Here is a 26,139-nt window from a genome sequence, read left to right as displayed (position 1 = left end):
TATACTTACAACATCGAAATTATTAAATAATTGAATGTAGATACATGAATAAGAATATATAAATTTATTACAATATCTACGTGTGTTGTATACGCGTGAGTCCTCGTCAATAGATGTAGGTGTTCATCGTAGATAGGAGGATTACATGAAAAAATGGTTAGCATTAGCAGCGATGGCCGTATTAGGCGCGTCCTTATTGATTAGTGGTTGTGGCTCTTCCACAACCAATGAAAGTTCCAGCAATGCTGGTAGCTCTAAAGCAGAGGTGTTAAAAGTGGCAGCGAACCCTGTACCTCATGCTGAAATCTTAAATCAAATCAAGCCTTTATTGGCTAAGGAAGGTGTAGATCTTCAAATCATTGAATTTACAGACTACATTCAACCAAACATGGCATTATCTAGCCATGAAGTAGATGCAAACTTCTTTGCTAACGTGCCTTACCAAAATAACTTCAATAAAGATCATGGTACAAACTTCGTAAGTTTTGCACCAGTTCACATCGAACCATTGGCTATTTACTCTCAAAAAATTAAAGATTTGAAAGATTTGCCAAATGGCGCAAAAGTAGCGATTCCATCTGATCCAACAAACAGTGCTCGTGCACTTTTATTGTTGCAAAGTGCAGGTCTTGTAACTTTGAAAGACCCAACTGGTTTGACTAACACACCATTTGATGTGACTAGCAACCCTAAAAATATCCAAATTACAGAGTTAGAGGCAGCTCAAATTCCTCGTTCCATTCAAGACTTAGACGCAGCTGTAATTAATGCTAACTATGCATTGCCAGCAGGTCTTAATCCTACAAAAGATGGTTTATTCGTAGAAAAAGCGGATTCTCCATATGCAAATCTTCTTTCCGTAAACCCTGGTGATGAAAATAAACCAGCTATTCAAAAATTAGCTAAAGCATTACAATCTCCAGAAGTTAAGAAGTTCATTGAAGAACATTACAAAGGGGCTATTATCCCAGCGTTCTAATCAACTGATTTGTTAATAACATAATGTATTTCACAAAGCATCTCCTCAGATTAACTTTATTGATACGAATAAGACGTACTGTTTTATGAACTAACCCCAAAATTGGAATCAATTTTGGGGTTAGTTTCTTATAAATTACATTTTGTCTAATGCAATTAATACATTTGATTTGACCTGTTATGTTGCAAAAGATACGTTACTTTTCATTGTAAAATGGTATAATATTTTTTACATCCTATTATATATATGACTTTGAAATTCAAATCTTAACATATTTTCTATAACATTTTAGATATAGAAATAACTTAGATTTTAACTGCTATTGTTGTATAATAAAGATAGGATATTTAAAAATTTAGATATTTTGGTGAAAGTATTATATCCTTATCTAATTTAATTATTTATTTTAGATGCTTAGTACAGTATATATGTTGTACATATTACATGTGAGACTTTCACAAAATAAGTATGGTCACTTAGGTGGTTATACGGTCGTTAAAAAGAGAGGTATTTATGCAGCACATGCTACGCATGGGGATTGACGTGGGGTCTACAACGGTTAAAGTTGTATTATTGGACGAACACGATAATTATTTGTATAAAAAGTACATACGCCATTATGCAAACATATTGGACACCGTATATACTTTGCTACAAGAGGCTCAAGTAGGTCATGAAGATGCTCTTGTTCATGTATGTATTACTGGTTCTGGTGGGATGGCTATGGCCGAAAAGGTGCGCATCCCATTCGTACAAGAGGTGATTGCTGAAACGCGAGCTGTAAAAGCCCTCTATCCAGAGACAGACGTTATCATCGAACTTGGTGGTGAAGATGCGAAGGTTACGTATTTAGGTCAAACTGCAGAACACCGTATGAATGGTTCCTGTGCTGGTGGTACGGGTGCTTTTATCGACCAAATGGCGACCTTATTGCAGACAGATGCATCTGGTCTTAACCAATTAGCCATGAATGCTGATACGATTTATCCAATTGCGGCACGTTGTGGCGTATTTGCTAAAACAGATGTACAAGCTTTGTTAAATCAAGGCGCATCTCATGAAAATATTGCAAAATCCGTATTCCAAGCAATTGTAAACCAAACGATTGCTGGCCTTGCCTGCGGACATAAAATCGAAGGTAATGTAGCATTCCTTGGCGGTCCATTGACATTCTTATCCGAGTTGCGCCAATGCTTCTGCGATACTTTAGAGTTGGATGAAGCGCATCGCATTATCCCTGAGAATGGTGAGTTGTTCATTGCTTTAGGGGCGGCATTGATGAAAGATGAGTGCCGTGAGATCACTGTTGGTCAATTGACAAAGGAAATCGGTGCACTTATCGGTATTCCTATGGAAGCTACAGACCGTGTCGATCCGCTATTTAAGAATGAACAAGAATTAGAAGAATTTCGTGCTCGTCACGCTAAGGCGGTAACGCCAAAGGCGAATATTGAGGATGCTCAAGGTCCTTGCTATCTTGGTATTGATGCTGGTTCTACTACGCTAAAGGTAGTACTCATTAATAGCAATAAGGAAATTATCTTCTCCCACTATGGTCCTAACCACGGTAAACCATTAGAAAAATCTCGTGAAATTATTGAGCAAATTTATACATTATTGCCTAAAGGTGCTTATATTGCACACTCTGGCGTAACTGGCTACGGTGAGGCCTTTCTTAAACGCGCCCTCGGCATCGATATTGGTGAAGTAGAAACGATGGCTCACTATCGTGCGGCCCGATTCTTCTGCCCTGATGTGTCCTTTATTTTGGATATTGGCGGTCAAGATATGAAATGCTGTAAGGTTCGTGATGGGTATATCGAAGATATCGTGTTGAACGAAGCTTGCTCCTCTGGTTGCGGCTCTTTTATTGATACATTTGCATCCGGTCTACGAATTCCAATCGATCAATTCGCAAAAGAAGGGTTATTGGCGCCTATGCCAATCGACTTAGGCTCTCGTTGTACCGTATTTATGAACTCTAAGGTTAAGCAGGCTCAAAAAGAAGGTGCTACGGTACAAGATATCGCGGCAGGTCTTGCTTATTCTGTAATTAAAAATGCCCTTTATAAGGTTCTTAAGGTGAAAGACCCTAAAGAATTAGGCGATCATATCGTTGTACAAGGTGGTACGTTCTATAACGAATCCGTTTTGCGTGCCTTTGAGAAATTGATGGGCGTAGAGGTGATTCGCCCTGACGTATCTGGATTGATGGGTGCATACGGTATGGCTCTTCTTGCAGCGGAAACGGCGGAAGAGTTACAAAAGGGTGAAAGTACATTGCTAGATAGTGAAGGCCTTAATTCTTTACAAGTATCTACGACAATGCGCAATTGTGGCCTTTGCCCAAATAACTGCATGCTTACTATCAACGCTTTCTCCGATGGTCGTACGTACGTAACGGGCAACCGTTGTGACCGCGGTGCTGGCGATATGATCCAAGAGAAGCGTAAGCCAGTTCCTAACTTGGTAGATGTAAAATTACGTCGTTACTTTGATTACTACTTGAAGAAAAACATTCCAGAGTTTGAAGGTAAAATGCGTGTAGGTATTCCTCGCGTTCTCAACATGTATGAGGACTTCCCATTCTGGTTTACATTCTTCAATAGCTTGGGTTATGAAGTAATCCTTTCAGATTATACAACTAAGGATCAATACAATAAGGCTATCGATACGATTCCATCTGATACGGCTTGCTATCCTGCAAAAGCTGTACATGGTCATATTCGAGACTTAGCGAATGCACAGGTAGACTTTATTTGGTACCCTTGTATTCAACATGGCCCTAAGGAATTTAGCCGCGACAATAATTACCATTGTCCAATGGTTATTTCCTATCCAGAACTTATCAAAAATAATATGCAAGAGGTTTTGGGCGATACTCCGTTCCACGCCCCATTCTTGCCGCTAGCTGATAAAAAATCCCTTGTTCCGGCCCTTGTGAAAGCATTGGATTTCTTAGGCTTAAAGAAGAAGGATATTACTAAGGCTGTAGACCTCGCTTGGGAAGAGCAGGAAAACTGTAAAGCGTCTTACCGTGAAACGACAAAGAAAACTGTATCTCGCCTCGTGGCAGAACAAATTCCGACAATCGTATTGGCTGGTCGTCCATATCATTTGGACTCCGGTATTAACCACGGTATTCCTGAACTTATCACATCTCTTGGCATGGCTGTTCTTACAGAAGATGGTGTTGCACCATTAGGCAATGAAATCAAGCATTTGCGTGTTGTAGACCAATGGTCCTACCATAGTCGCCTATATCGTGCCGCTGAATTTGTAAGTAGAACTGAAGGATTCCAAATTGTAGAACTCAACTCCTTTGGTTGTGGCCTCGATTCCATCGTAGCAGATCAGGTAAAAGATATACTTTCAGCAAATCACAAAATCCACACCTTGCTCAAAATCGATGAAGGTACAAACCTTGGAGCCGTGACAATCCGTTTGCGTTCCTTGCAATCTGTAATGGAACGTAGCTTGCGTCGTCATCATAATCCTGAGGCACCGGAAGAAGTAGTGGTAGAGAAATTACCAACTTACGATTACAATCGAGTTGTCTTCACAGAAGAAATGCGTAAGACATATAAAATCTTGGTGCCACAAATGTCACCATTACATTTCAGCCTTTTGGAGCCTGTACTTCAACATGAAGGTTACAACTTTGAAATGTTGCCAGCTCCAACACGTGACGATATTGAAGTGGGCTTGAAATATATCAATAATGATGCATGTTACCCAGCGATTATCGTTGTAGGTCAGCTCATGTCCGCACTGTTATCCGGTAAATATGATGTAGATAAGACGGCTGTTATCATCTCTCAAACTGGTGGTGGTTGTCGTGCTACAAACTACATCGGTTACTTACGTAAAGCATTAATTGATGCGGGTATGAAACAAGTACCAATCCTATCTCTCAATGCGAGTGATATGGAACGTCAACCAGGCTTTAAGTTGACAAAAGGCTTCTTGCATCGCATGATTCAAGCCGTTGTATACGGTGATGCGCTCATGCAATGTGTTCTTGCCACACGTCCATACGAAACAAATCCTGGCTCTACTGATGCACTATGTGATTACTGGATTAAAAAATTACGTGATAATATTACATCTGCCAGCCTTCGACAATATAATAAGTACATCAAAGAAATCATCCATGATTTTGATAACTTACCAGTTAATAAAGATGTACAAAAACCTCGTGTTGGCGTCGTAGGGGAAATTTACGTTAAATTCCATCCAAGTGCTAACAATCATATTAATGAGCTTATCGAAAAGGAAGGCGGCGAGGTTGTTACATCTGGCTTGCTAGATTTTTTTTTGTATTGTGCAATGGATAGCACATACCGTGCTAAGCACCTTGATGGTACATGGCTATCTGGCTTCTTTGGTACATTGGCTCGTGAAGCCCTTGAGCTCTACCGCTTGCCATATGCAAAAGCCGTAGCAGCGTCAAAACACTTTGACCCGCTACAACGTATGACAGAAGTAGCAAAAGAAGCAGCCCAATTCATCGGACTTGGTAATCAATGTGGTGAAGGTTGGTTCCTCACAGGTGATATGATTGACCTTATCGAAAAAGGGGCCAAACAAATCGTATGTTTACAACCATTTGGATGTTTACCAAACCACGTAACAGGTAAAGGCATGGTAAAAACACTATCCGCTGCATACCCAGACGTGCGAATTGCAGCTATCGACTACGATCCAGGCTCCAGTGCGGTGAACCAAGCAAACCGATTGAAACTACTACTATCGACAATGTTCGAGTAAGTAGTTAGTGTATTGCGAATTTTTGCTAAACTAATAGTTGTGTAACTCGATGGAGCTACTGTAAATAAGTGATAAGGTCCCTTACATTTTATAATGGGGCCCGAATACAACTGCATATTACTAGTATAGAAAAAATACAGCCCTCTCTTGGCTCAGTACGTTACTACGTTCCGTAAAATCGCTGCAGAGAGGGCTGTATTCTTTTCTATATACGCTAATTATGAAGATGTCCCATTATAAAATGTAAATGATTCAATCTACTGTATATCTAATAGCTCCATCGTTTTTTTATCTCATTATTCACAAAAAATTCGCAATACATCTAACGGAAAAAGAAGAGAGAGGGCTGTGTTTTTTTCTATAAACGCTCGCTATGAAGATGTCCCATTGAAAATATAACTGGATAGAGGAGGGGGAGAAATGTGGAGATGTGCCTATGGCACATCTCCTTTCTCCTACAATCAGTTGTGTAGGTGGTTTTCGTTATTATGCCTAGGTGTTTGTAGAGTTAAAGAATTAATCTATTTTGAAATATGCTTGTAAAGTCCCGCAATGGGACGCCTTCACAGGTAGTGTTAATATAAATAAGATACCCCTTTACGAAGCGATTTTACGAAGTACTGAGCAAGGAAAGGGGTATCTTATTTATATACTAATATTATTCTGTTGTAGTCGGGCCCCATTGTGGGGCTTATACAAATGTGTAAAAGAGATTAATCTTTTTCTACCAAACCATATAGGCATAATAAGGAAAGCGCTGAACATACTAGCATTGTAGTCCCCATGGGAATCCCTGTATATTCCCCACCAATACCAACTAATGGAGATACGATTCCTGCAGAGAACATGCTAGCAAAGCCAAGTACTGCAGAGGCACTTCCAGCCATTTTACCGTATTTAGCCATTGCCATAGAGAAAGAGGCAGAGCCAAATAGGGATACTGTACATACGGTAAAGAATAGAATGGCCGTTACAGGAATAAGTGGCCATTCGAAAAGCATAGCTATTAAGAATAGCAAGGAGCCGATTGTTAGTTGCCAGAGGGCAAATGTTAGTAATTGTCGAACTGTGATTACATTACTTAATCTAGCGCTTATGGCACTAGCTAAGATAATACCACAGCTATTGATACCAAAGAGATAGCTAAATTCTTGTGCAGATAGTTGGAAGATGTTTTGGTATACAAAGGATGAACCTGAGATATACGCAAAGAATCCACCAAAAGCAAAGAATTGGATTAGTGTTTGCCCAAGGAATCGCTTATCTTTAATAAGCGTAATGTAGTTCTTTGTAGCAGTTGCAACGCCACCTGTAACGCGTTTTTCTTTAGGTAAGCTTTCACGGAAGAGAAGAGATCCCGCTAATAGAATAGCAGAAAATATTGCTAAAATAACGAAGATAACGCGCCATGTAGTGAATAGTAATAATTGACCGCCGATGAGCGGAGCGATTACTGGCGCCAAACCGTTAACCATCATGAGCAATGCAAAGAGTTTAGTCAATTCTTGACCAAATGCAAAATCTCGAGCGATGGCCTTAGCAATTACAACGCCCACAGATCCTGTTAAACCTTGTAGAAATCTTCCGAGTAAAAGTATTTCAATGCTTGGTGCATAAGCACAGATTATGCTAGAGATAACGCAAAGTAAGTTGCCTGTTATAAGAGGCAACTTGCGGCCCATAGTATCACTAATAGGACCTCCAAATAATTGACCTAATGCAACACCAAAAGTCATCACACCAATGGTCATTTGAATATTTGATGCAGATGTATTTAGTTCACTAGGCATAATTGGTAATGCTGGTAAATATAAATCTGTTGCAAGTGGTGTGATGGCTGTCAACAGACCAAGGAATACTACTAAGATGAAAGAGACCTTAGCAGAATTTTCTTGAGTCATAAAACCCTCCTATACTAAAGTGAGAAAAATAAAAGTCTGCGAATCGCACTTCGCAGACTGCATTTAATTTTTTCTATTTGATACGATGTATTTTACCATGATTGAGAAAAAATATCTATATGAAATATTGAGTTTGCTATATCTCTATTTATAGATTACAATTAGTATATTAATTATATCTAAAAATATCAATGTGTTTATTGGCGATGGGAGAATTATATGAAATATTAACTAAAAGGTTTTGTGTTAGCTGCAATAGTAGTAATCGGGACAGCTACGGTTTCATCTGTAGAAGCAATATCATTAAACCATGTTATATGTAGTATTCTCATATGTGGCAACAAAAAAGAACAGCTCGTGAAGAGCTGTTCTTTTTTTGTTACCAGTTCTTAGAAGAAAAAGTGGTGAATTTCATGGATGAAATGTTGACCGAAGAAGGAAATACAACCGTGCATTACGATGAATACAATGAAGTATTTGAAGGCACTGTTCATGATAACGCTTGCTTCGATTTCATGTTCTAGTTTATGAGCTTCTTCAGCACTGATTTCTTTGTGGTTTTCTAGGTATGCTTTCAAAGCAGGCCCTACGGCACCAATAGAAATCGCGATGGATTGTGGGGACAACATTTTGCCGATACCAGCTGCACCGGAGTTAACTGCTGCCAACCAGAAACCAAGGTCTTCGAAGTTTGTAGGATCTAAGCCTTGGGCTGCAGCAATTTGAAGTGGGCCAAACAATACGTTGGAGTTTGTACCAGAACCAGTCAAGAAGGCACCTAACGCACCTACGATAGGTGCGAATAGAGGGTACAATGTACCTGTACCAGCAACCATTGCTTTTGCAATATCTGCAGTCATACCAGAGTAAGTCATCAATTTAGCTGTCATAACAACTGTGATGATTGTAAGGTATGTGAATTTCAAGTTTTTAACTGTGCTACCCAATGTACCGAAGATTTCGCCAGCTTTTGCTTTTTGGATGAAACCACCAACAATACCAGCGATAAAAATCATAATACCAGGAGTTGCAATCCATACGAATGTGTAAGGTTTTGCACCAGCACCTTGATAAATAGGTACAGATGTTTTAATGGACGCAAGAGGACCATTAATTGCAGGGAACAATTTAGAAGTTAATAACAATAATACGAAGATTAAGATGAATGGCATTGCAGCTACAAGGCCTTCGCCACCAGAAACTTTAGGGACTTCGCCAGTTTGTTTAACTGCGTATTTAGGATCATTAGGAGGCATGATTTTTGCACAACCAATGATAACTGCCATGATAACGATGGATGCAGAAATTACGGATAATTCTGGACCCATTACAGCGTTGATTACAGTTTCAGGAACTGCTAATGCTAAACCAGAAAGTAATGTTACAAGGAATACGCCTTTTAACGCTTTAATACCGCCACCAATAATCATAACAACAAAGAATGGAGCGATAAGGTTAAGCAAGAACAATTGTACGGAAATGAATGTACCTAAATGGCTTGGATCAAGGTTTGTTAAGGATGCCAATGTAGTTGTTGGAATCCCGATAGAACCAAATGTTGTTGGTACGGAGTTTGCAACGAGACATGCGATGATAGATTTAAGTGGGTCAAAACCTACGGCAACCATCATAGCTGCAGGAATTGCAACGGCAGTACCGAAGCCAGCCATACCTTCCATGAAGGCACCAAAGCCCCATGCAAGTAGTAATGCAAGTACACGAGTATCAGATGTTACAGAAGAAAGCATGGTTTTAATAGTTTCCATTGCTTTCGTATGTACTACCAAGTTATAAACGAAGATAGCAGCTGTAATAACTAATAGGATTGGCCAGATTGCCAATGCGGCACCTTCAAGGGCACCAGTGACCATAATAAATGGGTCAGCTTGGAATGCTGTAATAGCGATAATGAAAGAACCAATCGCAGCAACACTTGTTGCTTGCCATGCAGGTAATTTCAAGATGGATAACGCTACAATCAACCAAATGATTGGAGATAGCGCTAATAGAACGGTGATAGCACTCATTTCTAAAATCATCCTTTCAAGAAAAATAAAAATATATGCTCAACAGGACGATGTAGCTTAATCAATTAAATTGATGAGTAAATCGCTATTGTATTAAGTTGTAAAAGTTCAGTTAAAATAAAAGATTACAATAAAATAACAGATATACTTATCATAAAAATTGATATAGTACATAAAATTTTTTAACCTCATAGGCTATGAGGTTAAAAACATAAGAGAGGGGACATAAACAGTGTTTATGTCCCCTTCTGTACTAACTACAAGTCCTTGTTAGGGCCATTACTAAATTTAGGTATTAGTAGTTACCTTTGAACATTGTAGCAGGAGCTTCTGGTACATAATCGCCGAAGTAGGATTTGAAGTCTAAACCTAATTCATTGCAAAGGTCTTGAACTTCAAGCATTGTACCGTTAAGTACAGGGATGCCTTCAGCTTTAACTTTAGCAACAGATTCATGTTCTTTTTCACCATGAGTGTAGATACGGTCTTGACCTTGTGCTTTAGGAGCTTCACGTAATTCTTGTAAGAATTGGGAGAAGTGTTTTTTGATTTCCGCAGGGTCACCGAAGAATTCAGGGTTGATAGCCATGAAGCCGTGGCAGATATTGGATTTACCGCCAACCATACATTTGTTGGAAGTACCGCCTTGGGACAAGATAGAGGAGAATAATTCAGCAATCATGCCGTTACCATAACCTTTGTGGCCCCCAAGAACTTCTGTAGCACCACCTAAAGGAAGGATACCGCCGCCTTCATGACGGGAGATGTTGCCCAATACTTCAGCTGCATCAGTGGAAGGAACGCCGTCTTTATTAACAGCCCAACCATCTGGAGTAGCTTTGCCCATTTTATTGTACATTTCGAGTTTACCGCGAGTTACAACAGTAGTGGAGCAGTCGAAGAAGAAGTCAACAGGATCAGCTGGTACAGTCCAAGCGATAGGGTTAGAACCAAGCATAGCTTTACGAGCATATGTAGGAACCATGATTGCTTCGGAGTTTGTACAAGAGAAACCGATTAAGCCTTGGTCGGATGCCATTTTAGCATAGTAACCGGCGATACCGTAGTGGTTGGAGTTACGTACGGATACGATACCAACACCGGATTTTTTAGCTTTTTCGATAGCCATTTCCATAGCTTTATGACCCAATAATTGACCCATGCCGTCATGACCGTCGATAACTGCAGAAATTGGAGTTTCTTTTACGATTTCAGGTTTAGCGTCGATTTTAATCAAGCCATTAGTGATACCTTTATGGTAACGAACCATACGTTGCATACCATGGCTTTGAATACCGAACAAGTCAGAAGTCAAAAGTACGTCTTGGATGATGTCAGCTTCTTTTTCGGAGAAACCAAATTTTTGGAAAGCGTCCATGCTCAATTTTTTTAGTGTTTCATAAGGGAATAACACAGTGTTTTTTGCGTCTGCCATCGTTAAAACCTCTTTTCAGAAAATATGTACCTGATATAGCTACTTCACATTAGATAACCATGAATTCAAAATGATTTCTTGTGAGTTCTATATCCTCTCAAATGACACTGTCAGTATAGCACAGAAACAAGTGAGATTGAATAGTCTTACAGTCTGAACGACATTACTAAATACGCATACGTACCGGTGATTTTTGTCACATAATCTATACGACACTATTAAAATGTCTGATTATACCTAAAACTATATGGTTATGACTTTTAGTAATGATTACATGATTTTTTTGAAGAATTTTGGTATTTTTATAGAACTTATTAGTATATCTGTTTAGGCATTGGACAAGAATGATAATGGATAGATATCGATAAAACTTGAAATGTCTAACTATATATATCAAAATAAATGATGAGGTCATAAATGTAATGTGATAATCGAATGCATTGATATACATAAAATAATCATTTCTAAAACCTTTTTAATTCAGAAGATGTGCAAAAGGTTATACTTATACGAGTCATACTATAATATAATATAAATATACATCCTATAGTTTATACAATTTATAAGCGAGGTGCTTATCATGAAAGAATATAAATCTGTATGCCCATACGATTGTCCCGATGCATGCGGTCTCATTGTATCAGTCGATAATAATAAAGTAATATCTGTTCGAGGGGATAGAGCACATGCTTTCACAAGAGGTACACTATGCCCTAAGATGGCACATTATGAAAAGGTAATCCATTCTCCATTGCGCTTGAAGTCCCCTATGAAGCGTGTCGGTAAAAAGGGAATTGGTGAAGATCAGTACACTCGTATTAGTTGGGATGAAGCCCTTGATGCAATTGTCAATAATTTCAAAGAAACTATTGATACTTATGGCAGTGAAAGTATTTTGCGTTACTCTTATGCAGGAACAATGGGGGTTATTCAGAGTCCTGCAGCAGATTATTTTTTCCGTTGTATTGGTGCTACAGACCAAGATCGAGGTATTTGCTCTCCTGCTAAACAAGCGGGGTTCCGTTCTGTTTACGGTGATACCTTAGCGATTAAACCACAAGAGGCGCAACATAGTGATCTTATCGTCTTGTGGGGGATAAATGCGACAGCCACAGATGTTCATATTTTACATGATGTGAACATTGCGAAAAAGAAGGGGGCTCGCGTTTGGATTATCGACACTCATAAAACTTATACTTTTAGCCAAGCTCATGAACATATTTACGTTAAACCAGGAAGTGATGGGGCACTAGCTTTAGGGATGCTCCATATCATTCATCGTGATGGCTTGGCAGATATAGATTTTATTAAGAAGCATGTCCAAGGCTACGATGAGTTGGTAAAAGAGGTGTTGCTTGACTTTACGCCGGGAAAAGCGGCTGAAATTTGCGGTGTTTCTGTGGAGCGGATGACTGAGTTTGCTCATGCTTATGCAAAGTCAAAAGCGCCGTTTATTCGTCTCGGCAGTGGACTATCTCGATATGGCAATGGTGCTATGACATGCCGTGCTATTAATGCCTTGCCTGCTGTGGTTGGAGCATGGCAATATCCTGGGGGTGGATTGTTGTCGAGTGCTAGTGGTAGTAAATTTATTGGCAAAGATGTGATGCAACAGGCTCATGTTCATGCGCCAGCTAAACGATTGATGCCTATGATTAAACTGGGTGAAATGCTTATAAACCCTGAAGGAACTAAAGTTCATAGTTTATATATCTTCTCTTCAAATCCGGCTATCACAGCTCCTGACCAGAATGTTGTACGTAGAGGGTTGATGCGCGATGACTTATTCACTGTGGTACATGAGCGTTTCTTTACGGATACTTGTAAGTATGCTGATATTATTTTACCAGCCACAACATCTGTGGAGCATGATGATATTTATAATTCTTATGGTCATTACACAATTGGGACGGGTTACAAATTGATTGAGCCAATTGGTGAATCTCGTTCCAACTGGCAAGTTATTGCTGAGTTAGCAAAACGCATGGGGTTGGAGGATGATTTTTTTGACCTTAGTGAAAAAGATCTTATTGAACAAATTGTGCGGACTTCGAGTCGTATATCCAAGAGGGACCAAGAGTTGATTTTAAATGGTGAGCCTGTGGAGATGACGGTACCTGAGAGTTATAAGATGGATTTCAAAACACCGTCTGGAAAAATTGAATTATATAATCCGCAGGATGTAGAACCATTAATTCGGTATATGCCTCCATATGGTGATAATGCACCGTTTTGGCTTATAAATGGTAATGATATTCGAATTTTGGACTCTAGCTTCTGCGAATTAGACTTTAATGATCCTGAGTTGATGAAACTTCGCATCCATCCAGAAGATGCAAAAATGTATAACATAAACGATGGTGCTGAGGTAGAAATCTATAACGATCGTGGCAGTGTAAAAATTAAAGCATACTACGACGATGAAGTACAGAGAGGGACATTGGTAACACTAGGTGTATGGTGGCAATCTCAATCGAGTGATCCTCACGTGGCAATCAATGCGCTTACCGCAGCTCGTCCTACCGATCAGGGATGGGGGAGCACCTTTTATGATGTACAAGTTCATATAAGAAATCTTTTGTAGTGAATGACCAATTAATAGTCTGTAATGATTACTGTAAAATAGGAATTTATCTACTTATTTCTATAAGTAAAAGTTAAAGTCTGTTACTTATGGGAATAACTCTATACGGATATAGAATAGTGAGGATATTTTTCTTGTATACCCAAGCCCCTTTAGATTATAATAGTAATATTATTTTTATATAACCTAAAGGGGGTTACATTTATGAATGGTAACGATAATCTGTCGACCCGTGCTTATCTGGCTATAGGCATGATGTTATTTGCTCTATTCTTTGGGGCAGGGAACTTGATCTTCCCAGCGGCCTTAGGTCAACAAGCTGGTGATAATGTCGGTTGGGCATTGCTCGGTTTCGTATTAACTGGTGTAGGACTTCCACTCTTAGGGGTTGCAGCTATGGGTTACTCTTCCTGTAAAGATGTTGAAGAACTTGCAAGTCGTGTGCATCCGATTTATGGCTTGTTGTACACAATTTCTTTATACTTGAGTATTGGTCCAATGTTTGCGACGCCGCGTACTGGTACTGTAGCTTATGAAATCGCAATTAAACCTTTTGCTGAAGGTTTAAGCATGAATATGAATATGGAACCAATTTTCTTGGCATTATTCTTTGGTATTTCTTTGTGGTTATCTATTAGTCCGCAAAAACTTGTTAACCGTATCGGTAATATTTTGACACCAGCTTTACTACTTGTAATTTTGTTGTTGATTGTTAAATCCTTTATTACTCCACTTGGTGGGTATGCGGTACCACAACCGGCATATGGTGATGCACCAACGGCTGTGTTACAAGGCTTCTTAGATGGCTACAATACAATGGATGCCTTAGCTTCCGTAGTATTTGCTATTCTTGTAATCGATTTTGTACGCCTCAGTGGTGCTACATCTCGTGCTGTGATTACAAAAACAGTAATGGAGGTAGGTGCAATTGCGGTAGGCCTTCTTGGTATCGTGTATGTATTTATCGCTAATATCGGTGCTACAAGTGTTGAACGCTTTGGTTTGTTCGAGACAGGGGCTCCTGTATTGTCCGTAAGTGCTAACTATTTGTTTGGTGAGTTCGGTCAAATCATCTTGGCTATCATCGTTCTGCTAGCTTGCTTGTCTACAAGTATTGGCCTTATCACTTCTTGCGGTACGTATTTCCACAAGCTGACACCAAAGATTAGCTACAAATTATATGTAGTAATTTTCTCTCTAGCGGCGTTTGTCCTCAGTATGTTTGGCTTGAAAACAATCATCAGTGCAGCAATCCCTGTGTTGATGCTCTTGTATCCGTTGACTATCGTAATCATTTTGTTGGCACTTCTTCATAATGTGTTTGGTGGTCGTCGTTGCGTATATGCATGGACTATGGCTTTCACAATGATCTCTGCCCTCATGACTGGTCTTGAAACTGCAGGTATTGCACCTACAGCTTTGGAACAGCTCTTTGCTCAATATATTCCATTCCAAAGTGCTGGTATGGGATGGGTGAGCTTTGCGGTATTAGGCTTCGTTGTAGGCCTTATCCATAAAGGTCTTGCTTCCGATAATAAGTAATAAAGATAAAGGCTCTATGCTTTCATTTTGTGAGAGTATAGAGCCTTTTTATGTTTTGATTGTTGTCATATAAAATTGATTTTGTGTGTAGAAGTTTCTATAATAAGGATAAATAAGGATATAAATGATAAAAGAAGGAAGGAAATTTTATGCGTAGTACTCATTGTTTACCTAGTTATAGTTTTGGAGGTCATGATGTATTTGACGCTATTCCAAAGTTTACAAAATTATATGGCAAGTCTGTAGCTATCATCGGTGGCGAAACAGCTCTTTCTAAAGCTTTGCCACACATTCGTCCCGTGCTTGATAAAGCGGGGATTAAGGTGCTAGATATTATCCACTTTGGTGGAGAGTGTACTTTTGCTCGAGGCAAGGAAATTGCACAAATGGCATCTGTAAAAGATGCGGACTTTTTGTTTGCTGTTGGTGGTGGTAAGGCCATGGATACAGTAAAAGTAGTAGCTATAGAGTTAGATGATAAACCATTCTTTACAATTCCAACCATTGCATCTACTTGTGCGGCAACGTCAGAAGTGGCAGCTGTATACACGGCAGATCATACTTTTGATGACGTAGCTTTTGTAAATCATCCTCCTGTGCACTGCTTTATTGATGCTGATATTCTCGTAGAAGCACCAAGCCGTTACTTGTGGGCAGGAATGGGAGATACTATTGCAAAACACTATGAAACTCATCTTTCTGCTCGCAATCGCGAGCAAGACTATAATACTCAGTTAGGCCTTACTCTAGCTTCTATGTGTAGTGAACCAATTTTAGCACATGGTATACAAGCCTATAAAGATAGTCAAGCTAATAAACGTAGTGATGCCTTTGATACCATTGCTATGACTGTTATCTTTACTACCGGTGTTGTATCAGGTTGTGTTCCTATGGCATATAATAGCAACATGGCTCATGCTGTATGTTATGGCTGTGTTACTAATAAAGAAACAGAAGAAAATCATTTGCATGGTGAAATAGTAGCTTATGGCTTACTTATTTTGTTAACCGTTGACCAACAAATGGATGAGTTACAACGGTGGTTGCCAGTATATCGCGAATTAGGTTGGCCTACTAAACTTTCACAATTAGATCTTACTGCATCGCATATTCCTCAAATTGTTGAAAAGGCTACATCTGTTCATGATATTGATGTATCTCCATATAAAATTACAGCAGATATGTTGACTAAAGCTATTCAATATATGGAATCTCTTGATTAATATGGTTTGTAACTATTTGTGTATGTTATGTGATGAGGTTATAAATGCAAGAAATTGTAAAGGGTGGCTTATATCGTCATTTTAAAGGCATGTATTATTATGTGCTAGATGTAGCGACTCACTCTGAGACGGGTGAAAAGTTTGTAGTATATCAGAAACTGTATGATGAGCGCGATATGTATGTACGTCCCTTAGAAATGTTTGTGAGCGATGTGGATTGTGAAAAATATCCAGATGTAGTGCAAAAAGAACGATTTAAGTTAATGAGTGGACGTGATTAGGAGGGCCTGTGGAGCAGAAGTTTTTCTTTTTCGATATCGATAATACCTTAGCTGTATGGCCTGAAGGTAAAATCCCTGAAAGTGCTCAATACAGTTTAGATGAGTTAAAGCGTCGTGGTCACCGTGTAGCCTTAGCAACTGGTCGTATTCAAGTGGATGCTAAGCGTTTCGCAGAGCAAGCAGGCCTTACTGATTTCGTAGCAGATGGTGGTCACAGTATCACTGTTAATAATGAATTGGTATCCATGATAGGTATGGATCGTGATGCATGTATTAAATATTTAGAGTATTTAGAATCACATAATATTCCTTGGGCCGTAACTGACCGTAATAAACTCGGTCGTATTACGCCGTATAAGGAAATTTTAGAGTGGCATCCAAATTGGGATGTATTTAAAACAACTGTAGACCCTAATTTTGACTTTCATAGTGTTGAAGAATTTTATAAGATATATGTGTTTTTCAAGGAAGGAGAGGAAGAGGAGAAGGATATCGAGCATATGACACATAAGCTCATTCGTTATGGTGATGGCTGTGTTCTATATGAGCCTATGGAAAAGGCGTTGGGTATTCGTAATATGCTTGAACACTTTGGAATGAAGCCAAATCAGGCTGTTGTATTTGGTGATGGGTATAATGATTTGTCTATGTTTAGGCCTGAGTGGCTAAATATTGCTATGGGTAATGCGCGCCCTGAATTAAAGGCAAAGGCTGATTATATTACTACAGACTGTGATAAAGATGGTATTTATAATGCGTGTAAGCATTTTAAATGGATCGATTAATTATTGATAATTCCTCTAAACTAGGTGAAGCTTATATGAAGATTTGTTTTTGTAGCTGTGGCTACAGAATTGGTGTAGTATAGTTAGTATAATGCGCTTAGTTCAATATTCATGTGTTAAAAGGAGAAGAGAAGATATGAACAATAAACGCAGATTATTTTCAACTTTACTTTGTGTAGCAGCATTGACAGCTGGTTTATTTGTTTCTGGTTGCGGCAGTGATAAAGCGGGTGGCATTGGCTCCGTAGTATCCTCCGTAGTTGATGGCGGTAGCGATGAGAAAGCAGCTGCTAAGCTTAATACACTTATTGATGCAACAAATCGCTTCAATGGTGACAATGCTACTTGGGGTCAAAACTATGCAGACAGTTTGGCTAAATTAAAGGGTGGTTTCCAAGAAGGTGCTATTGGCCGTCAACCTCACTATGATACTTTAAAAGAAGCTTTGGAACAATCTAAAAAAGAGGGTTCTACGTTCAAAGAAGTTGATACAGAACGCGATAATGTATTAAATGTTCTTAATGAATTAGTACCAACATTCAAAGATTTGAAAGCTTATGATGATTCTAAAGCCTACATGAACGATGGTGGTGCTAAAGGTAAAGAACTAGCAGCTAAATATGTAGCACAAGTAGAAAAATTTGATGCAGCTTATGCGAAGTTCAATGATGCTCTTAACAAAGCTAACACCGAACAAACTAAGAAACAAATCGAAAAATTGAAAAAAGACGGTAAAAAAGGCTATGCAGCAGCAATGGAATCTACGCTTCGCTTGACTACTCTTGTAGAAAATGTAGAAAAAGCTCCTAAAAATGCAGATAAACAAGCTGTAGAAAAAGAACTTAATGAAATTCAAACATTGCTTAAGAGCATAAATAATGATCGTGGAGAAGTGCTTGTTAACTCTTATAACTCTGTAGTTGGTTCTGTACGTCAAGTACTTACTGATGCAAATGAAAACAATCTTAACGACATGATTGAGAATTTCAATAATTATATTGAGTCTTATAATAATACAACTCCAGACCAATTTGACTCTAAATAATCGAATTAACTAAGTGATTAGTTGAGGCCTACAAAAACAGAGCTCCTTTGAAGCTCTGTTTTTTGTTGTTATATTATTTTTTTATATTTTTAATCTCAATAGTGCCATAATATGATATACTAAAAAAGAGCCGCTCATGGGTTGAGCGGTTTTTCTATGTAAATTTTAAATCTACATTTAGTTAAATATAATATTAGTATTTTGGGGGACATATGAACTGGAAACGCTTGGCTTTATGCGCAATGTTGGGGATTACAGTACTTAGTACAACAGCATGTAGTACCAAAACTGGGGAGCAACCACAAGGTAATACTGTGAAAGCAGAAACTGTGGCGATGCCTAATTTTACGAATGCGCCAATTGCAGATGAATATGCTATTTTTGATACAAACTATGGTCAATTTAAGGTTCGTTTGTTAGGGTCTAAAGCGCCGATTACGGTCAAAAATTTTGATTATCTCGTGAAAAAAGGCTTCTACAATGGTGTAACATTTCACCGCGTTATCGAAGGCTTTATGATTCAAGGTGGAGATCCTGATGGCACAGGTGCCGGTGGACCGGGCTATACAATTCCTGATGAATTCTCCAATGATTTACATTTCAATAAAATGGGCGTTCTTGCCATGGCAAACCGTGGCCCTAATACAGGAGGCTCTCAATTTTTCATTACCTTGGGACCTACGGATTGGTTAGATAATAAACACACCATCTTTGGTACTGTAGTACAAGGTATGGATGTAGTTGAAAAAATTGGCAAGGTTAAGACTGGTCGCAATGATAAACCAGTTGAACCAGTAATTATCAATTCTATCACATTGGAACCAATCACTGATGATGCGAAAAATGGCAAATAAGGATGCTAAGTCTGAAGAACGGCACTATGTGTACTTGGTGCGATGTGCAGATGATTCTTTGTATTGTGGATGGACTACAGATCTCAAACGTCGAATAGATGCTCACAATGGAGATATCCCAGGTGGTGCAAAATATACGCGAGGACGTCGTCCTGTGACCTTGGTATATTCTGAAAGCTTTCATCAAAAACAAGAAGCACAACGCAGAGAATATGCTATTAAACGGATGACGAAGACTAAGAAATTGGGACTCATTAAGGGTGCAAAATAGTCCTTGATTATGGTATAATATGATGATTAATTACTACCATGGAGGTTGAAAATGAAGCGGGTTCTAGTGTCCGTAAAGAGTGTACAACGAGATATGGATGGCAAGGATACCGTAGTGGAACTGATTTCCCCAGGTACGTCACATGAAAAAGGTAATGCTCAATATGTGCGTTATGAAGAATCTAGTGTGACTGGATTGGATGGGGTTAAGACGACCATTAAAATTCATGATGATTCTATCGTGTTGCTCCGAACAGGGGCTGTCAATATGCGTCATCAATACGTCCGTGGTGAAGAACGTGAAGCCGTATATGAAACACCATATGGTGATTTACATATGGCTGTAAATACTCATGAATTAACAGTAGACTTTCATGATGGCGTAGGTCATGTTCATTTAGGATATGATATTTCCGTTGAAGGTGAATGGCAATTTTATAATCAGTTAGATATAGACGTGCGGGAGGATATAGAGCATGGACATGAAGGAAATCCTGAAATCGGGGATTGAACAGGCATTACAAGATACGATTAACAGCGGTGATTTGCCGGCTGGGGAATATCCAGAAATCGTTCTCGAAGTGCCACCTCAAAAGGAATTCGGTGATTTTTCTACAAACATCGCTATGCAATCCGCTCGTGTAGCTCGTCAAAATCCTCGAGCCATTGCTGAAGCTTTGATTAGTCATATGAATTTTGATTGGCTTGAACGTGCTGAGGTTGCCGGCGCAGGTTTTATTAATTTCTTTTTGAAATCTGATATGGTGTACGATACGTTAAAAGCCATTTTGAATGCTGGTACTGAGTATGGTGTTCAACCATTGCGTGCGCGCGATACGATTCAAGTAGAGTACGTAAGTGCAAACCCAACAGGTCCATTGCATGTTGGTCATGGTCGCGGTGCTGCGTACGGTAGTGCTCTTGTAAACTTGTTGCGTGCAGCGGGTTATAATGTACAATCCGAGTACTATATCAATGATGCAGGTAATCAAATCGACAACATGGCTATTTCCATTGAGTACCGTTTCCAAGAGTTACAAGGTGCTACATTAGTATTCCCACCTAAACGCAATGAAGACGGTTCTATGCCTGAGTTCGATATTCCAGAAGGGGCTTTAGTGTTCCCTGAAAATGGCTATCGTGGCCCAGATATTATTGAAACAGCGAAAGCGATTGCAGAACGCGAAGGCTTTGATAAATTAAATGCTATGAACGAAGCAGATCGTGTAGCCTTGTTTAAGGAAGAGGGCTTAAAAGAAAAATTAGCTCGCTTAGAGGAAACATTAAGAAACTTCCGCGTTACTTTTGATAATTGGTTCTCTGAACGTACAGTTCATGAAACGGATGAGATTCATCATTCCGTAGAGGCATTAAAGGCCCTTGGCAAAGTTTATGAAAAAAACGGTGCTTTATGGTTAAAATCTACTGATTATGGTGATGATAAAGACCGCGTAGTTATTCGTGATAATGGGGTTCCTACATATTTGGCGGCAGATATTGCGTATCATCGCAATAAATTTGATCGTGGCTTTAAAGAAATGATTGATATTTGGGGCGCTGACCATCATGGCTATGTATGTCGTGTAAAAGCGGCTATGGCGGCATTTGGTTATGACCCTGATAAATTAACAGTATTGTTATTACAAATGGTAGCATTGTTCCGTGACGGACAACTTGTTAAATTGTCTAAACGTAGTGGTGATAGCGTTACATTAGATGAATTGATTGAAGAGGTTGGCGTAGATGCGTCTCGCTATTTCTTCTTGATGCGTTCCTTAGACAGCCAACTTGATTTCGATATTAACTTGGCAAAATCTCGCAGTAATGACAACCCGGTGTATTATATCCAATATGCTCATGCTCGTATTCACAGCATTTACAACCAAGTGCGTGAAGCTGGCATCGCATTTGGCGATTATAGTGAAACTGATTTCACAACACTTACAAGTGAAATGGAATTAGAATTAATTAAGAAATTAGCTGAATATCCGGAAGAGGTCGTTCAAGCTGCTGAACATCGTGCACCTCATCGTATTGCTCGGTACTTATACGATTTGGCAAGCATGTTCCATTCATTCTACCGTCAAGGTCGTATCATTGGCGTAGATCCAGCGTTGCAACAAGCTCGTCTTGGATTAATCACAGCGATTGCCCTCGTTCTTCGTCAAGGCTTGGGTATTTTAGGTATTTCCGCTCCGGAAAAAATGTAATAGGTGGGAGGCATCATGGCAACTAAGTATATTTTCGTAACTGGCGGCGTTGTTTCTTCTCTTGGAAAGGGGATTACAGCAGCATCTTTGGGTCGCTTACTAAAAAACCGCGGTTTCAATGTAACGATTCAAAAATTTGATCCATACATTAATATCGATCCTGGTACGATGAGCCCTTACCAACATGGTGAAGTATTCGTAACAGATGACGGCGCCGAAACGGACCTTGATTTGGGGCATTATGAACGCTTTATCGATATTAACCTTAGCAAACGTTCTAATATTACAGCTGGTAAAGTATATTGGTCTGTAATCAATAAAGAACGCAAAGGTGATTACCTAGGTAGCACTGTACAAGTAATTCCACATATTACAAATGAAATTAAACAAAATGTTTACCGTGTAGGTAAAGAGGATAATGCTGATGTAGTTATCACTGAAATCGGCGGTACTGTAGGTGATATTGAAAGCTTGCCATTTATGGAAGCTATTCGCCAGGTGAAAAAAGAAGTAGGCCGTAACGATGTACTTTACATTCACGTTACGTTAGTGCCTTACATCAATGCCGCAGGCGAGTTGAAAACAAAACCTACACAACATAGTGTAAAAGAATTGCGTAGCATTGGTATTCAACCAGATATTTTGGTATGTCGTAGTGAGAAACATATCTCTGATGATATGAAAGAAAAACTTGCTTTGTTCTGCGACGTAGAACCTGAAGCAGTTATTGAAAATCAAACTTGTAGCTCTATCTATGAAGTGCCATTGATGATGCAAGATCAAGGTCTTGATGATATTGTTATCAAAAAGTTAGGTCTTGAAGATCGTCCATGTGATATGACTGCATGGAAAGAAATGGTTCATAAGATCTTGAATCCTAATAAAGATATTACAGTTGCTATCGTTGGTAAATATGTAGCGTTGCATGATGCGTATTTATCCGTAGTTGAAGCTCTAGATCATGCTGGTATTGCTACAGGTACTAAAGTGAATATTCGTTGGATTGACTCTGAAGAACTTGATGATACTTCTGTAGATCCTAAAGAGGTATTTGAAGGTGTTGAAGGTATCATCGTGCCTGGTGGCTTTGGTTCCCGTGGTGTAGAAGGTAAAATTCGCACAATCCAATACGCTCGTGAAAACAATATTCCATATCTTGGCCTATGCCTTGGCATGCAATCTGCAGTAATGGAATTTGCTCGTAACGTATGTGGCATGGAAGGAGCAACCTCTAGCGAATTCGATGAAAATGCTAAGTACAAAGTAATTGACTTGATGAGTGATCAAGTTGATGTAGATAAAAAAGGCGGTACAATGCGTTTAGGTATCTATCCATGCAAAGTAGAAGCAGGTACGAAAACTCACGAGGCTTATGGGGAAGATTTGATTTATGAACGTCATCGTCATCGCTATGAGTTCAACAATGAATACCGTCAACAATTGACCGATGCAGGTCTTGTGATTTCAGGTACATCTCCAGATGGCCGTCTTGTTGAAAGTATTGAAGTAAAAAATCATCCATTCTTCATTGGTACACAAGCCCATCCAGAACTTAAGTCTCGTCCAAATAATGCACACCCATTATTCCGTGGTTTCGTAGATGCAATTTTAGAACTAAAAAAATAGTACGTAAAAAGAAGAAAGATGCTCAGAAATGAGCATCTTTCTTCTTTTTTTGCTTACATCGAAAAAAGTTGGAAAAATATATCGATAAATTTAAAAATAACGCTTGCAATATTGAATGATATTTGTTATTATATAGACAAAGATAGATATAGATATGGTGTTAAGTACACCAATATAAATATATTCGTTAAATATGGAACTCAAATAAGGAGGACATAACATGTCTATTATTGGTAAACAACTTCCTGAATTTACACTTGATGCTTTCAAAAAACCTGAATTGGTAAAAGTTAGCACTGCAGACGTGTTGGGTAAATGGTCTGTATTCGTATTCTATCCAGCAGACTTTACATTCGTATGCCCTACTGAGTTGGAAGACGTACAAAACTCTTATGCAGAGTTGAAAGAATTGGGTTGCGAAGTTTACTCCGTATCTTGTGACTCCGAATTCGTTCACAAAGCATGGTCTGATGCTTCTCCAAGCATCAATAAAATCGAGTACTACATGTTAGCTGACAAAAAACATGAATTGGCTGACTTCTTCGATGTATTCCAAGAAGAATCTGCTATGGCTTACCGTGGTACATTCGTAGTAGATCCAGAAGGCTTCGTGCGTACAGCAGAAATTCATGATATGGGTATCGGCCGTTCCGCTGAAGAATTGGTTCGCAAAGTACAAGCTGCTCAATTCGTAGCTAAACATGGCGATCAAGTGTGCCCTGCACGTTGGAAGCCAGGTAAAGACACTTTGAAACCAGGTCTTGATCTTGTAGGTAAAATCTAATTAAGAAACTTATACTTAAATGCTAGAGTAATCTAGATAACTCCTCAAATGACATAAACACGGGCGCGCATCGTTTTCCTGACGATACGATAAGTCCCAATACCAGATGAACCCTCTCCAATTCATCATGGTAAACCTCATATAACAAACTACAAACTATACGCAAAAGGACTGGTCTTCGGGCTGGTCCTTTTGTGTTGTTAATATCCCTTTATAAAAGTAGGAAATAAGTTCTTGCATTTTTATAGTGAGTGGTCTATAATGAAATTAATTCCTATTAATATGAAAGGTTTTATAAATAGCTTTATAAATATAATATAAGCACTTTTTAATATGGGTGTGTTTAACACTAACGTTTACAAAGAAAGGCAAGATATATGAGGATTTCCACAAAAGGTCGTTATGCATTGATGGTTCTCATCGATTTGGCAGAGCAAGGGCAAGATAAACCAGTTTCCTTGCGATCTGTGGCAGAACGACAAGGCATATCTGAAAAATACCTAGAAGGTATCGTAGCTCGTTTAGGCGCTGCTAACCTAGTGGATAGTATCCGCGGTAAATACGGCGGATATCGATTGTCTAAAAGCCCTAAGGAGTACACAATTATTGAAATATTGCTTGCTACTGAGGAATCGATGGCTATCATATCTACCCTTGATGAAGGGGTGAGTACTGATACAGTAATCAACGAACGCACCGTTGGTTTCTGGGCAGGCTTACAAAATTATATTCATGATTATTTAGAAAACGTAACCCTACAAGATGTAATTGATGGGACTTACGCAAAACTCGATACAAAATATGATAATTGGGATGGTTCTATTTAATAAGGAGTGACCACTATGTCTAAAATTGCAAAATCTTTTGTTGAATTAATTGGTAAAACACCATTATTAGCTGCTACACGTTTTGGTAAAAAATATGGTGCAAACGCTAATATTTTCGCAAAATTGGAATACTTTAACCCAGGAGGTTCCGTAAAAGACCGTATCGCAGCAGCAATCATTCAAGCTGCAGTTGAATCTGGTGAATTACAACCAGGCGGCACAATCGTAGAAGCTACATCTGGTAATACTGGTATTGGCTTGTCTGCTGTAGGTGCTGCGCTTGGCTATAAAGTTGTAATCGTAATGCCTGAAACAATGTCCATTGAACGCCGTAAATTAATGCTTGGTTATGGTGCTCAGCTCGTATTGACTGACGGTTCTCTTGGTATGAAAGGCGCTATTGCTAAAGCTAAGGAAATCGTAACGGCTACATCCGGTGCTATTGAAGCAGGTCAGTTCGTAAATCAAGCTAATCCTGCAATTCACTACAGAACAACTGGTCCTGAAATCTGGCAAGATACTGATGGTACCGTAGATATCTACGTATCTGGTGTTGGTACAGGCGGTACGTTGACAGGTGCAGGTCGCTACTTGAAAGAACAAAACCCTGATGTACATGTGGTTGCCGTAGAACCAGCAGATTCTCCTGTATTGTCTAATGGTAAACCAGGCCCTCATAAAATCCAAGGTTTAGGTGCTGGCTTCATTCCAGATACATTGGATACTAACATTTACGATGAAGTAATCCAAGTTTCTAACGAGGATGCTTTTGCTACATCTCAAGCCTTCGGTCACACAGAAGGTGTATTGGTAGGTATTTCCTCTGGTGCTGCGCTTTGGGCGGCTCAAGAAATGGCAAAACGCCCTGAAAATAAAGGCAAAAATATTGTAGTAATTCTCCCTGATACAGGCGAACGCTACTTATCTACAGCTTTATTCCCTGAAGTTTAATCACCTATCATGGTGAAAGCATAACAGTTGCTTTCTACTGGCTCA

19 protein-coding genes are annotated in these 26,139 nt (G+C 39.1%); 16 read left to right on the top strand and 3 right to left on the bottom strand.

Annotated features, from left to right (window positions below):
- Positions 1-145 precede the first annotated feature (145 nt).
- Positions 146-979, top strand: coding sequence for a MetQ/NlpA family ABC transporter substrate-binding protein (locus VPHSUH08_RS07900; protein WP_105087152.1), 834 nt, complete (start codon positions 146-148; stop codon positions 977-979).
- Between the two features lie 513 nt (positions 980-1,492).
- Entirely contained in the window at positions 1,493-5,749 is a 4,257-nt protein-coding gene (locus VPHSUH08_RS07895) for a 2-hydroxyacyl-CoA dehydratase (RefSeq protein ID WP_105087151.1), read from the top strand.
- Between the two features lie 713 nt (positions 5,750-6,462).
- Here VPHSUH08_RS07895 and VPHSUH08_RS07890 read toward each other — a convergent pair.
- From VPHSUH08_RS07890 to VPHSUH08_RS07880, 3 genes are all read right to left on the bottom strand, one after another.
- Positions 6,463-7,650: a multidrug effflux MFS transporter gene (locus tag VPHSUH08_RS07890; RefSeq protein WP_008602366.1), complete on the bottom strand. Its 1,188-nt coding sequence runs from the start codon at positions 7,648-7,650 to the stop codon at positions 6,463-6,465.
- Positions 7,651-8,039: 389 nt separating this feature from the next.
- Positions 8,040-9,677 (bottom strand): L-lactate permease, encoded by a 1,638-nt coding sequence (locus tag VPHSUH08_RS07885; RefSeq protein ID WP_008602367.1) that lies wholly within the window; start codon positions 9,675-9,677, stop codon positions 8,040-8,042.
- A gap of 295 nt (positions 9,678-9,972) precedes the next feature.
- A complete protein-coding gene (locus VPHSUH08_RS07880) occupies positions 9,973-11,112 on the bottom strand; it encodes an Ldh family oxidoreductase (protein WP_105087150.1) in 1,140 nt (379 codons plus the stop codon).
- A 580-nt stretch (positions 11,113-11,692) separates the two neighbouring features.
- Between VPHSUH08_RS07880 and VPHSUH08_RS07875 the strand changes: the two genes are divergently transcribed.
- The 14 genes from VPHSUH08_RS07875 (at position 11,693) to cysK (ending at position 26,094) form a co-directional block, all read left to right on the top strand.
- Complete coding sequence (locus VPHSUH08_RS07875) at positions 11,693-13,696, top strand: molybdopterin-dependent oxidoreductase (RefSeq protein WP_021148570.1); 2,004 nt, start codon at positions 11,693-11,695, stop codon at positions 13,694-13,696.
- Positions 13,697-13,900: 204 nt separating this feature from the next.
- Positions 13,901-15,238, top strand: coding sequence for a branched-chain amino acid transport system II carrier protein (gene brnQ / locus VPHSUH08_RS07870; protein ID WP_004694992.1), 1,338 nt, complete (start codon positions 13,901-13,903; stop codon positions 15,236-15,238).
- Positions 15,239-15,387: 149 nt separating this feature from the next.
- Positions 15,388-16,461, top strand: coding sequence for an iron-containing alcohol dehydrogenase family protein (locus VPHSUH08_RS07865; RefSeq protein WP_004694993.1), 1,074 nt, complete (start codon positions 15,388-15,390; stop codon positions 16,459-16,461).
- A gap of 44 nt (positions 16,462-16,505) precedes the next feature.
- A complete protein-coding gene (locus tag VPHSUH08_RS07860) occupies positions 16,506-16,742 on the top strand; it encodes a DUF1653 domain-containing protein (RefSeq protein WP_021148568.1) in 237 nt (78 codons plus the stop codon).
- An 8-nt stretch (positions 16,743-16,750) separates the two neighbouring features.
- Positions 16,751-17,527, top strand: coding sequence for an HAD family hydrolase (locus tag VPHSUH08_RS07855; RefSeq protein ID WP_004695003.1), 777 nt, complete (start codon positions 16,751-16,753; stop codon positions 17,525-17,527).
- 136 nt (positions 17,528-17,663) lie between these two features.
- On the top strand, positions 17,664-18,572 hold the full coding sequence (locus tag VPHSUH08_RS07850) for a DUF3829 domain-containing protein (RefSeq protein ID WP_038125684.1): 909 nt from the start codon (positions 17,664-17,666) through the stop codon (positions 18,570-18,572).
- 212 nt (positions 18,573-18,784) lie between these two features.
- The gene (locus tag VPHSUH08_RS07845) at positions 18,785-19,426 is read left to right on the top strand and encodes a peptidylprolyl isomerase (RefSeq protein ID WP_105087149.1); all 642 of its coding nucleotides are present in this window, start codon (positions 18,785-18,787) and stop codon (positions 19,424-19,426) included.
- The gene (locus VPHSUH08_RS07840) at positions 19,416-19,697 is read left to right on the top strand and encodes a GIY-YIG nuclease family protein (RefSeq protein ID WP_105087148.1); all 282 of its coding nucleotides are present in this window, start codon (positions 19,416-19,418) and stop codon (positions 19,695-19,697) included. Before VPHSUH08_RS07845 ends, VPHSUH08_RS07840 begins: the two co-directional genes overlap by 11 nt.
- 51 nt (positions 19,698-19,748) lie before the next feature.
- Positions 19,749-20,207: a DUF1934 domain-containing protein gene (locus VPHSUH08_RS07835; protein WP_004695011.1), complete on the top strand. Its 459-nt coding sequence runs from the start codon at positions 19,749-19,751 to the stop codon at positions 20,205-20,207.
- A complete protein-coding gene (gene argS / locus VPHSUH08_RS07830; protein ID WP_004698104.1) occupies positions 20,173-21,906 on the top strand; it encodes an arginine--tRNA ligase in 1,734 nt (577 codons plus the stop codon). Before VPHSUH08_RS07835 ends, argS begins: the two co-directional genes overlap by 35 nt.
- A 15-nt stretch (positions 21,907-21,921) precedes the next feature.
- A complete protein-coding gene (locus VPHSUH08_RS07825) occupies positions 21,922-23,532 on the top strand; it encodes a CTP synthase (RefSeq protein ID WP_004695015.1) in 1,611 nt (536 codons plus the stop codon).
- A 220-nt stretch (positions 23,533-23,752) separates the two neighbouring features.
- Positions 23,753-24,316 (top strand): alkyl hydroperoxide reductase subunit C, encoded by a 564-nt coding sequence (gene ahpC, locus VPHSUH08_RS07815; RefSeq protein WP_004695016.1) that lies wholly within the window; start codon positions 23,753-23,755, stop codon positions 24,314-24,316.
- Between the two features lie 377 nt (positions 24,317-24,693).
- Positions 24,694-25,143 carry an Rrf2 family transcriptional regulator gene (locus VPHSUH08_RS07810; RefSeq protein ID WP_004698292.1) on the top strand — a complete coding sequence of 150 codons (450 nt, stop codon included), beginning with the start codon at positions 24,694-24,696 and terminating at the stop codon, positions 25,141-25,143.
- Positions 25,144-25,158: 15 nt separating this feature from the next.
- On the top strand, positions 25,159-26,094 hold the full coding sequence (gene cysK, locus VPHSUH08_RS07805) for a cysteine synthase A (protein WP_004698220.1): 936 nt from the start codon (positions 25,159-25,161) through the stop codon (positions 26,092-26,094).
- Positions 26,095-26,139: the final 45 nt, after the last annotated feature.

It is taken from the genome of Veillonella sp. S13054-11, from assembly GCF_002959795.1.
GTDB lineage: Bacteria > Bacillota > Negativicutes > Veillonellales > Veillonellaceae > Veillonella > Veillonella parvula_E.
Note: the sequence above shows the minus strand (reverse complement) of the source record. Positions and strands in the feature narration are given on the sequence as shown.

What these genes read in the sequence shown, in the direction of transcription:
- VPHSUH08_RS07900 (WP_105087152.1), top strand. Translation starts at nt 146, where the DNA reads ATGAAAAAATGGTTAGCATTAGCAGCGATGGCCGTATTAGGCGCGTCC.
- VPHSUH08_RS07895 (WP_105087151.1), top strand. Translation starts at nt 1,493, where the DNA reads ATGCAGCACATGCTACGCATGGGGATTGACGTGGGGTCTACAACGGTT.
- VPHSUH08_RS07890 (WP_008602366.1), bottom strand. Translation starts at nt 7,650, where the DNA reads ATGACTCAAGAAAATTCTGCTAAGGTCTCTTTCATCTTAGTAGTATTC.
- VPHSUH08_RS07885 (WP_008602367.1), bottom strand. Translation starts at nt 9,677, where the DNA reads ATGAGTGCTATCACCGTTCTATTAGCGCTATCTCCAATCATTTGGTTG.
- VPHSUH08_RS07880 (WP_105087150.1), bottom strand. Translation starts at nt 11,112, where the DNA reads ATGGCAGACGCAAAAAACACTGTGTTATTCCCTTATGAAACACTAAAA.
- VPHSUH08_RS07875 (WP_021148570.1), top strand. Translation starts at nt 11,693, where the DNA reads ATGAAAGAATATAAATCTGTATGCCCATACGATTGTCCCGATGCATGC.
- brnQ (WP_004694992.1), top strand. Translation starts at nt 13,901, where the DNA reads ATGAATGGTAACGATAATCTGTCGACCCGTGCTTATCTGGCTATAGGC.
- VPHSUH08_RS07865 (WP_004694993.1), top strand. Translation starts at nt 15,388, where the DNA reads ATGCGTAGTACTCATTGTTTACCTAGTTATAGTTTTGGAGGTCATGAT.
- VPHSUH08_RS07860 (WP_021148568.1), top strand. Translation starts at nt 16,506, where the DNA reads ATGCAAGAAATTGTAAAGGGTGGCTTATATCGTCATTTTAAAGGCATG.
- VPHSUH08_RS07850 (WP_038125684.1), top strand. Translation starts at nt 17,664, where the DNA reads ATGAACAATAAACGCAGATTATTTTCAACTTTACTTTGTGTAGCAGCA.
- VPHSUH08_RS07845 (WP_105087149.1), top strand. Translation starts at nt 18,785, where the DNA reads ATGAACTGGAAACGCTTGGCTTTATGCGCAATGTTGGGGATTACAGTA.
- VPHSUH08_RS07840 (WP_105087148.1), top strand. Translation starts at nt 19,416, where the DNA reads ATGGCAAATAAGGATGCTAAGTCTGAAGAACGGCACTATGTGTACTTG.
- VPHSUH08_RS07835 (WP_004695011.1), top strand. Translation starts at nt 19,749, where the DNA reads ATGAAGCGGGTTCTAGTGTCCGTAAAGAGTGTACAACGAGATATGGAT.
- argS (WP_004698104.1), top strand. Translation starts at nt 20,173, where the DNA reads ATGGACATGAAGGAAATCCTGAAATCGGGGATTGAACAGGCATTACAA.
- VPHSUH08_RS07825 (WP_004695015.1), top strand. Translation starts at nt 21,922, where the DNA reads ATGGCAACTAAGTATATTTTCGTAACTGGCGGCGTTGTTTCTTCTCTT.
- ahpC (WP_004695016.1), top strand. Translation starts at nt 23,753, where the DNA reads ATGTCTATTATTGGTAAACAACTTCCTGAATTTACACTTGATGCTTTC.
- VPHSUH08_RS07810 (WP_004698292.1), top strand. Translation starts at nt 24,694, where the DNA reads ATGAGGATTTCCACAAAAGGTCGTTATGCATTGATGGTTCTCATCGAT.
- cysK (WP_004698220.1), top strand. Translation starts at nt 25,159, where the DNA reads ATGTCTAAAATTGCAAAATCTTTTGTTGAATTAATTGGTAAAACACCA.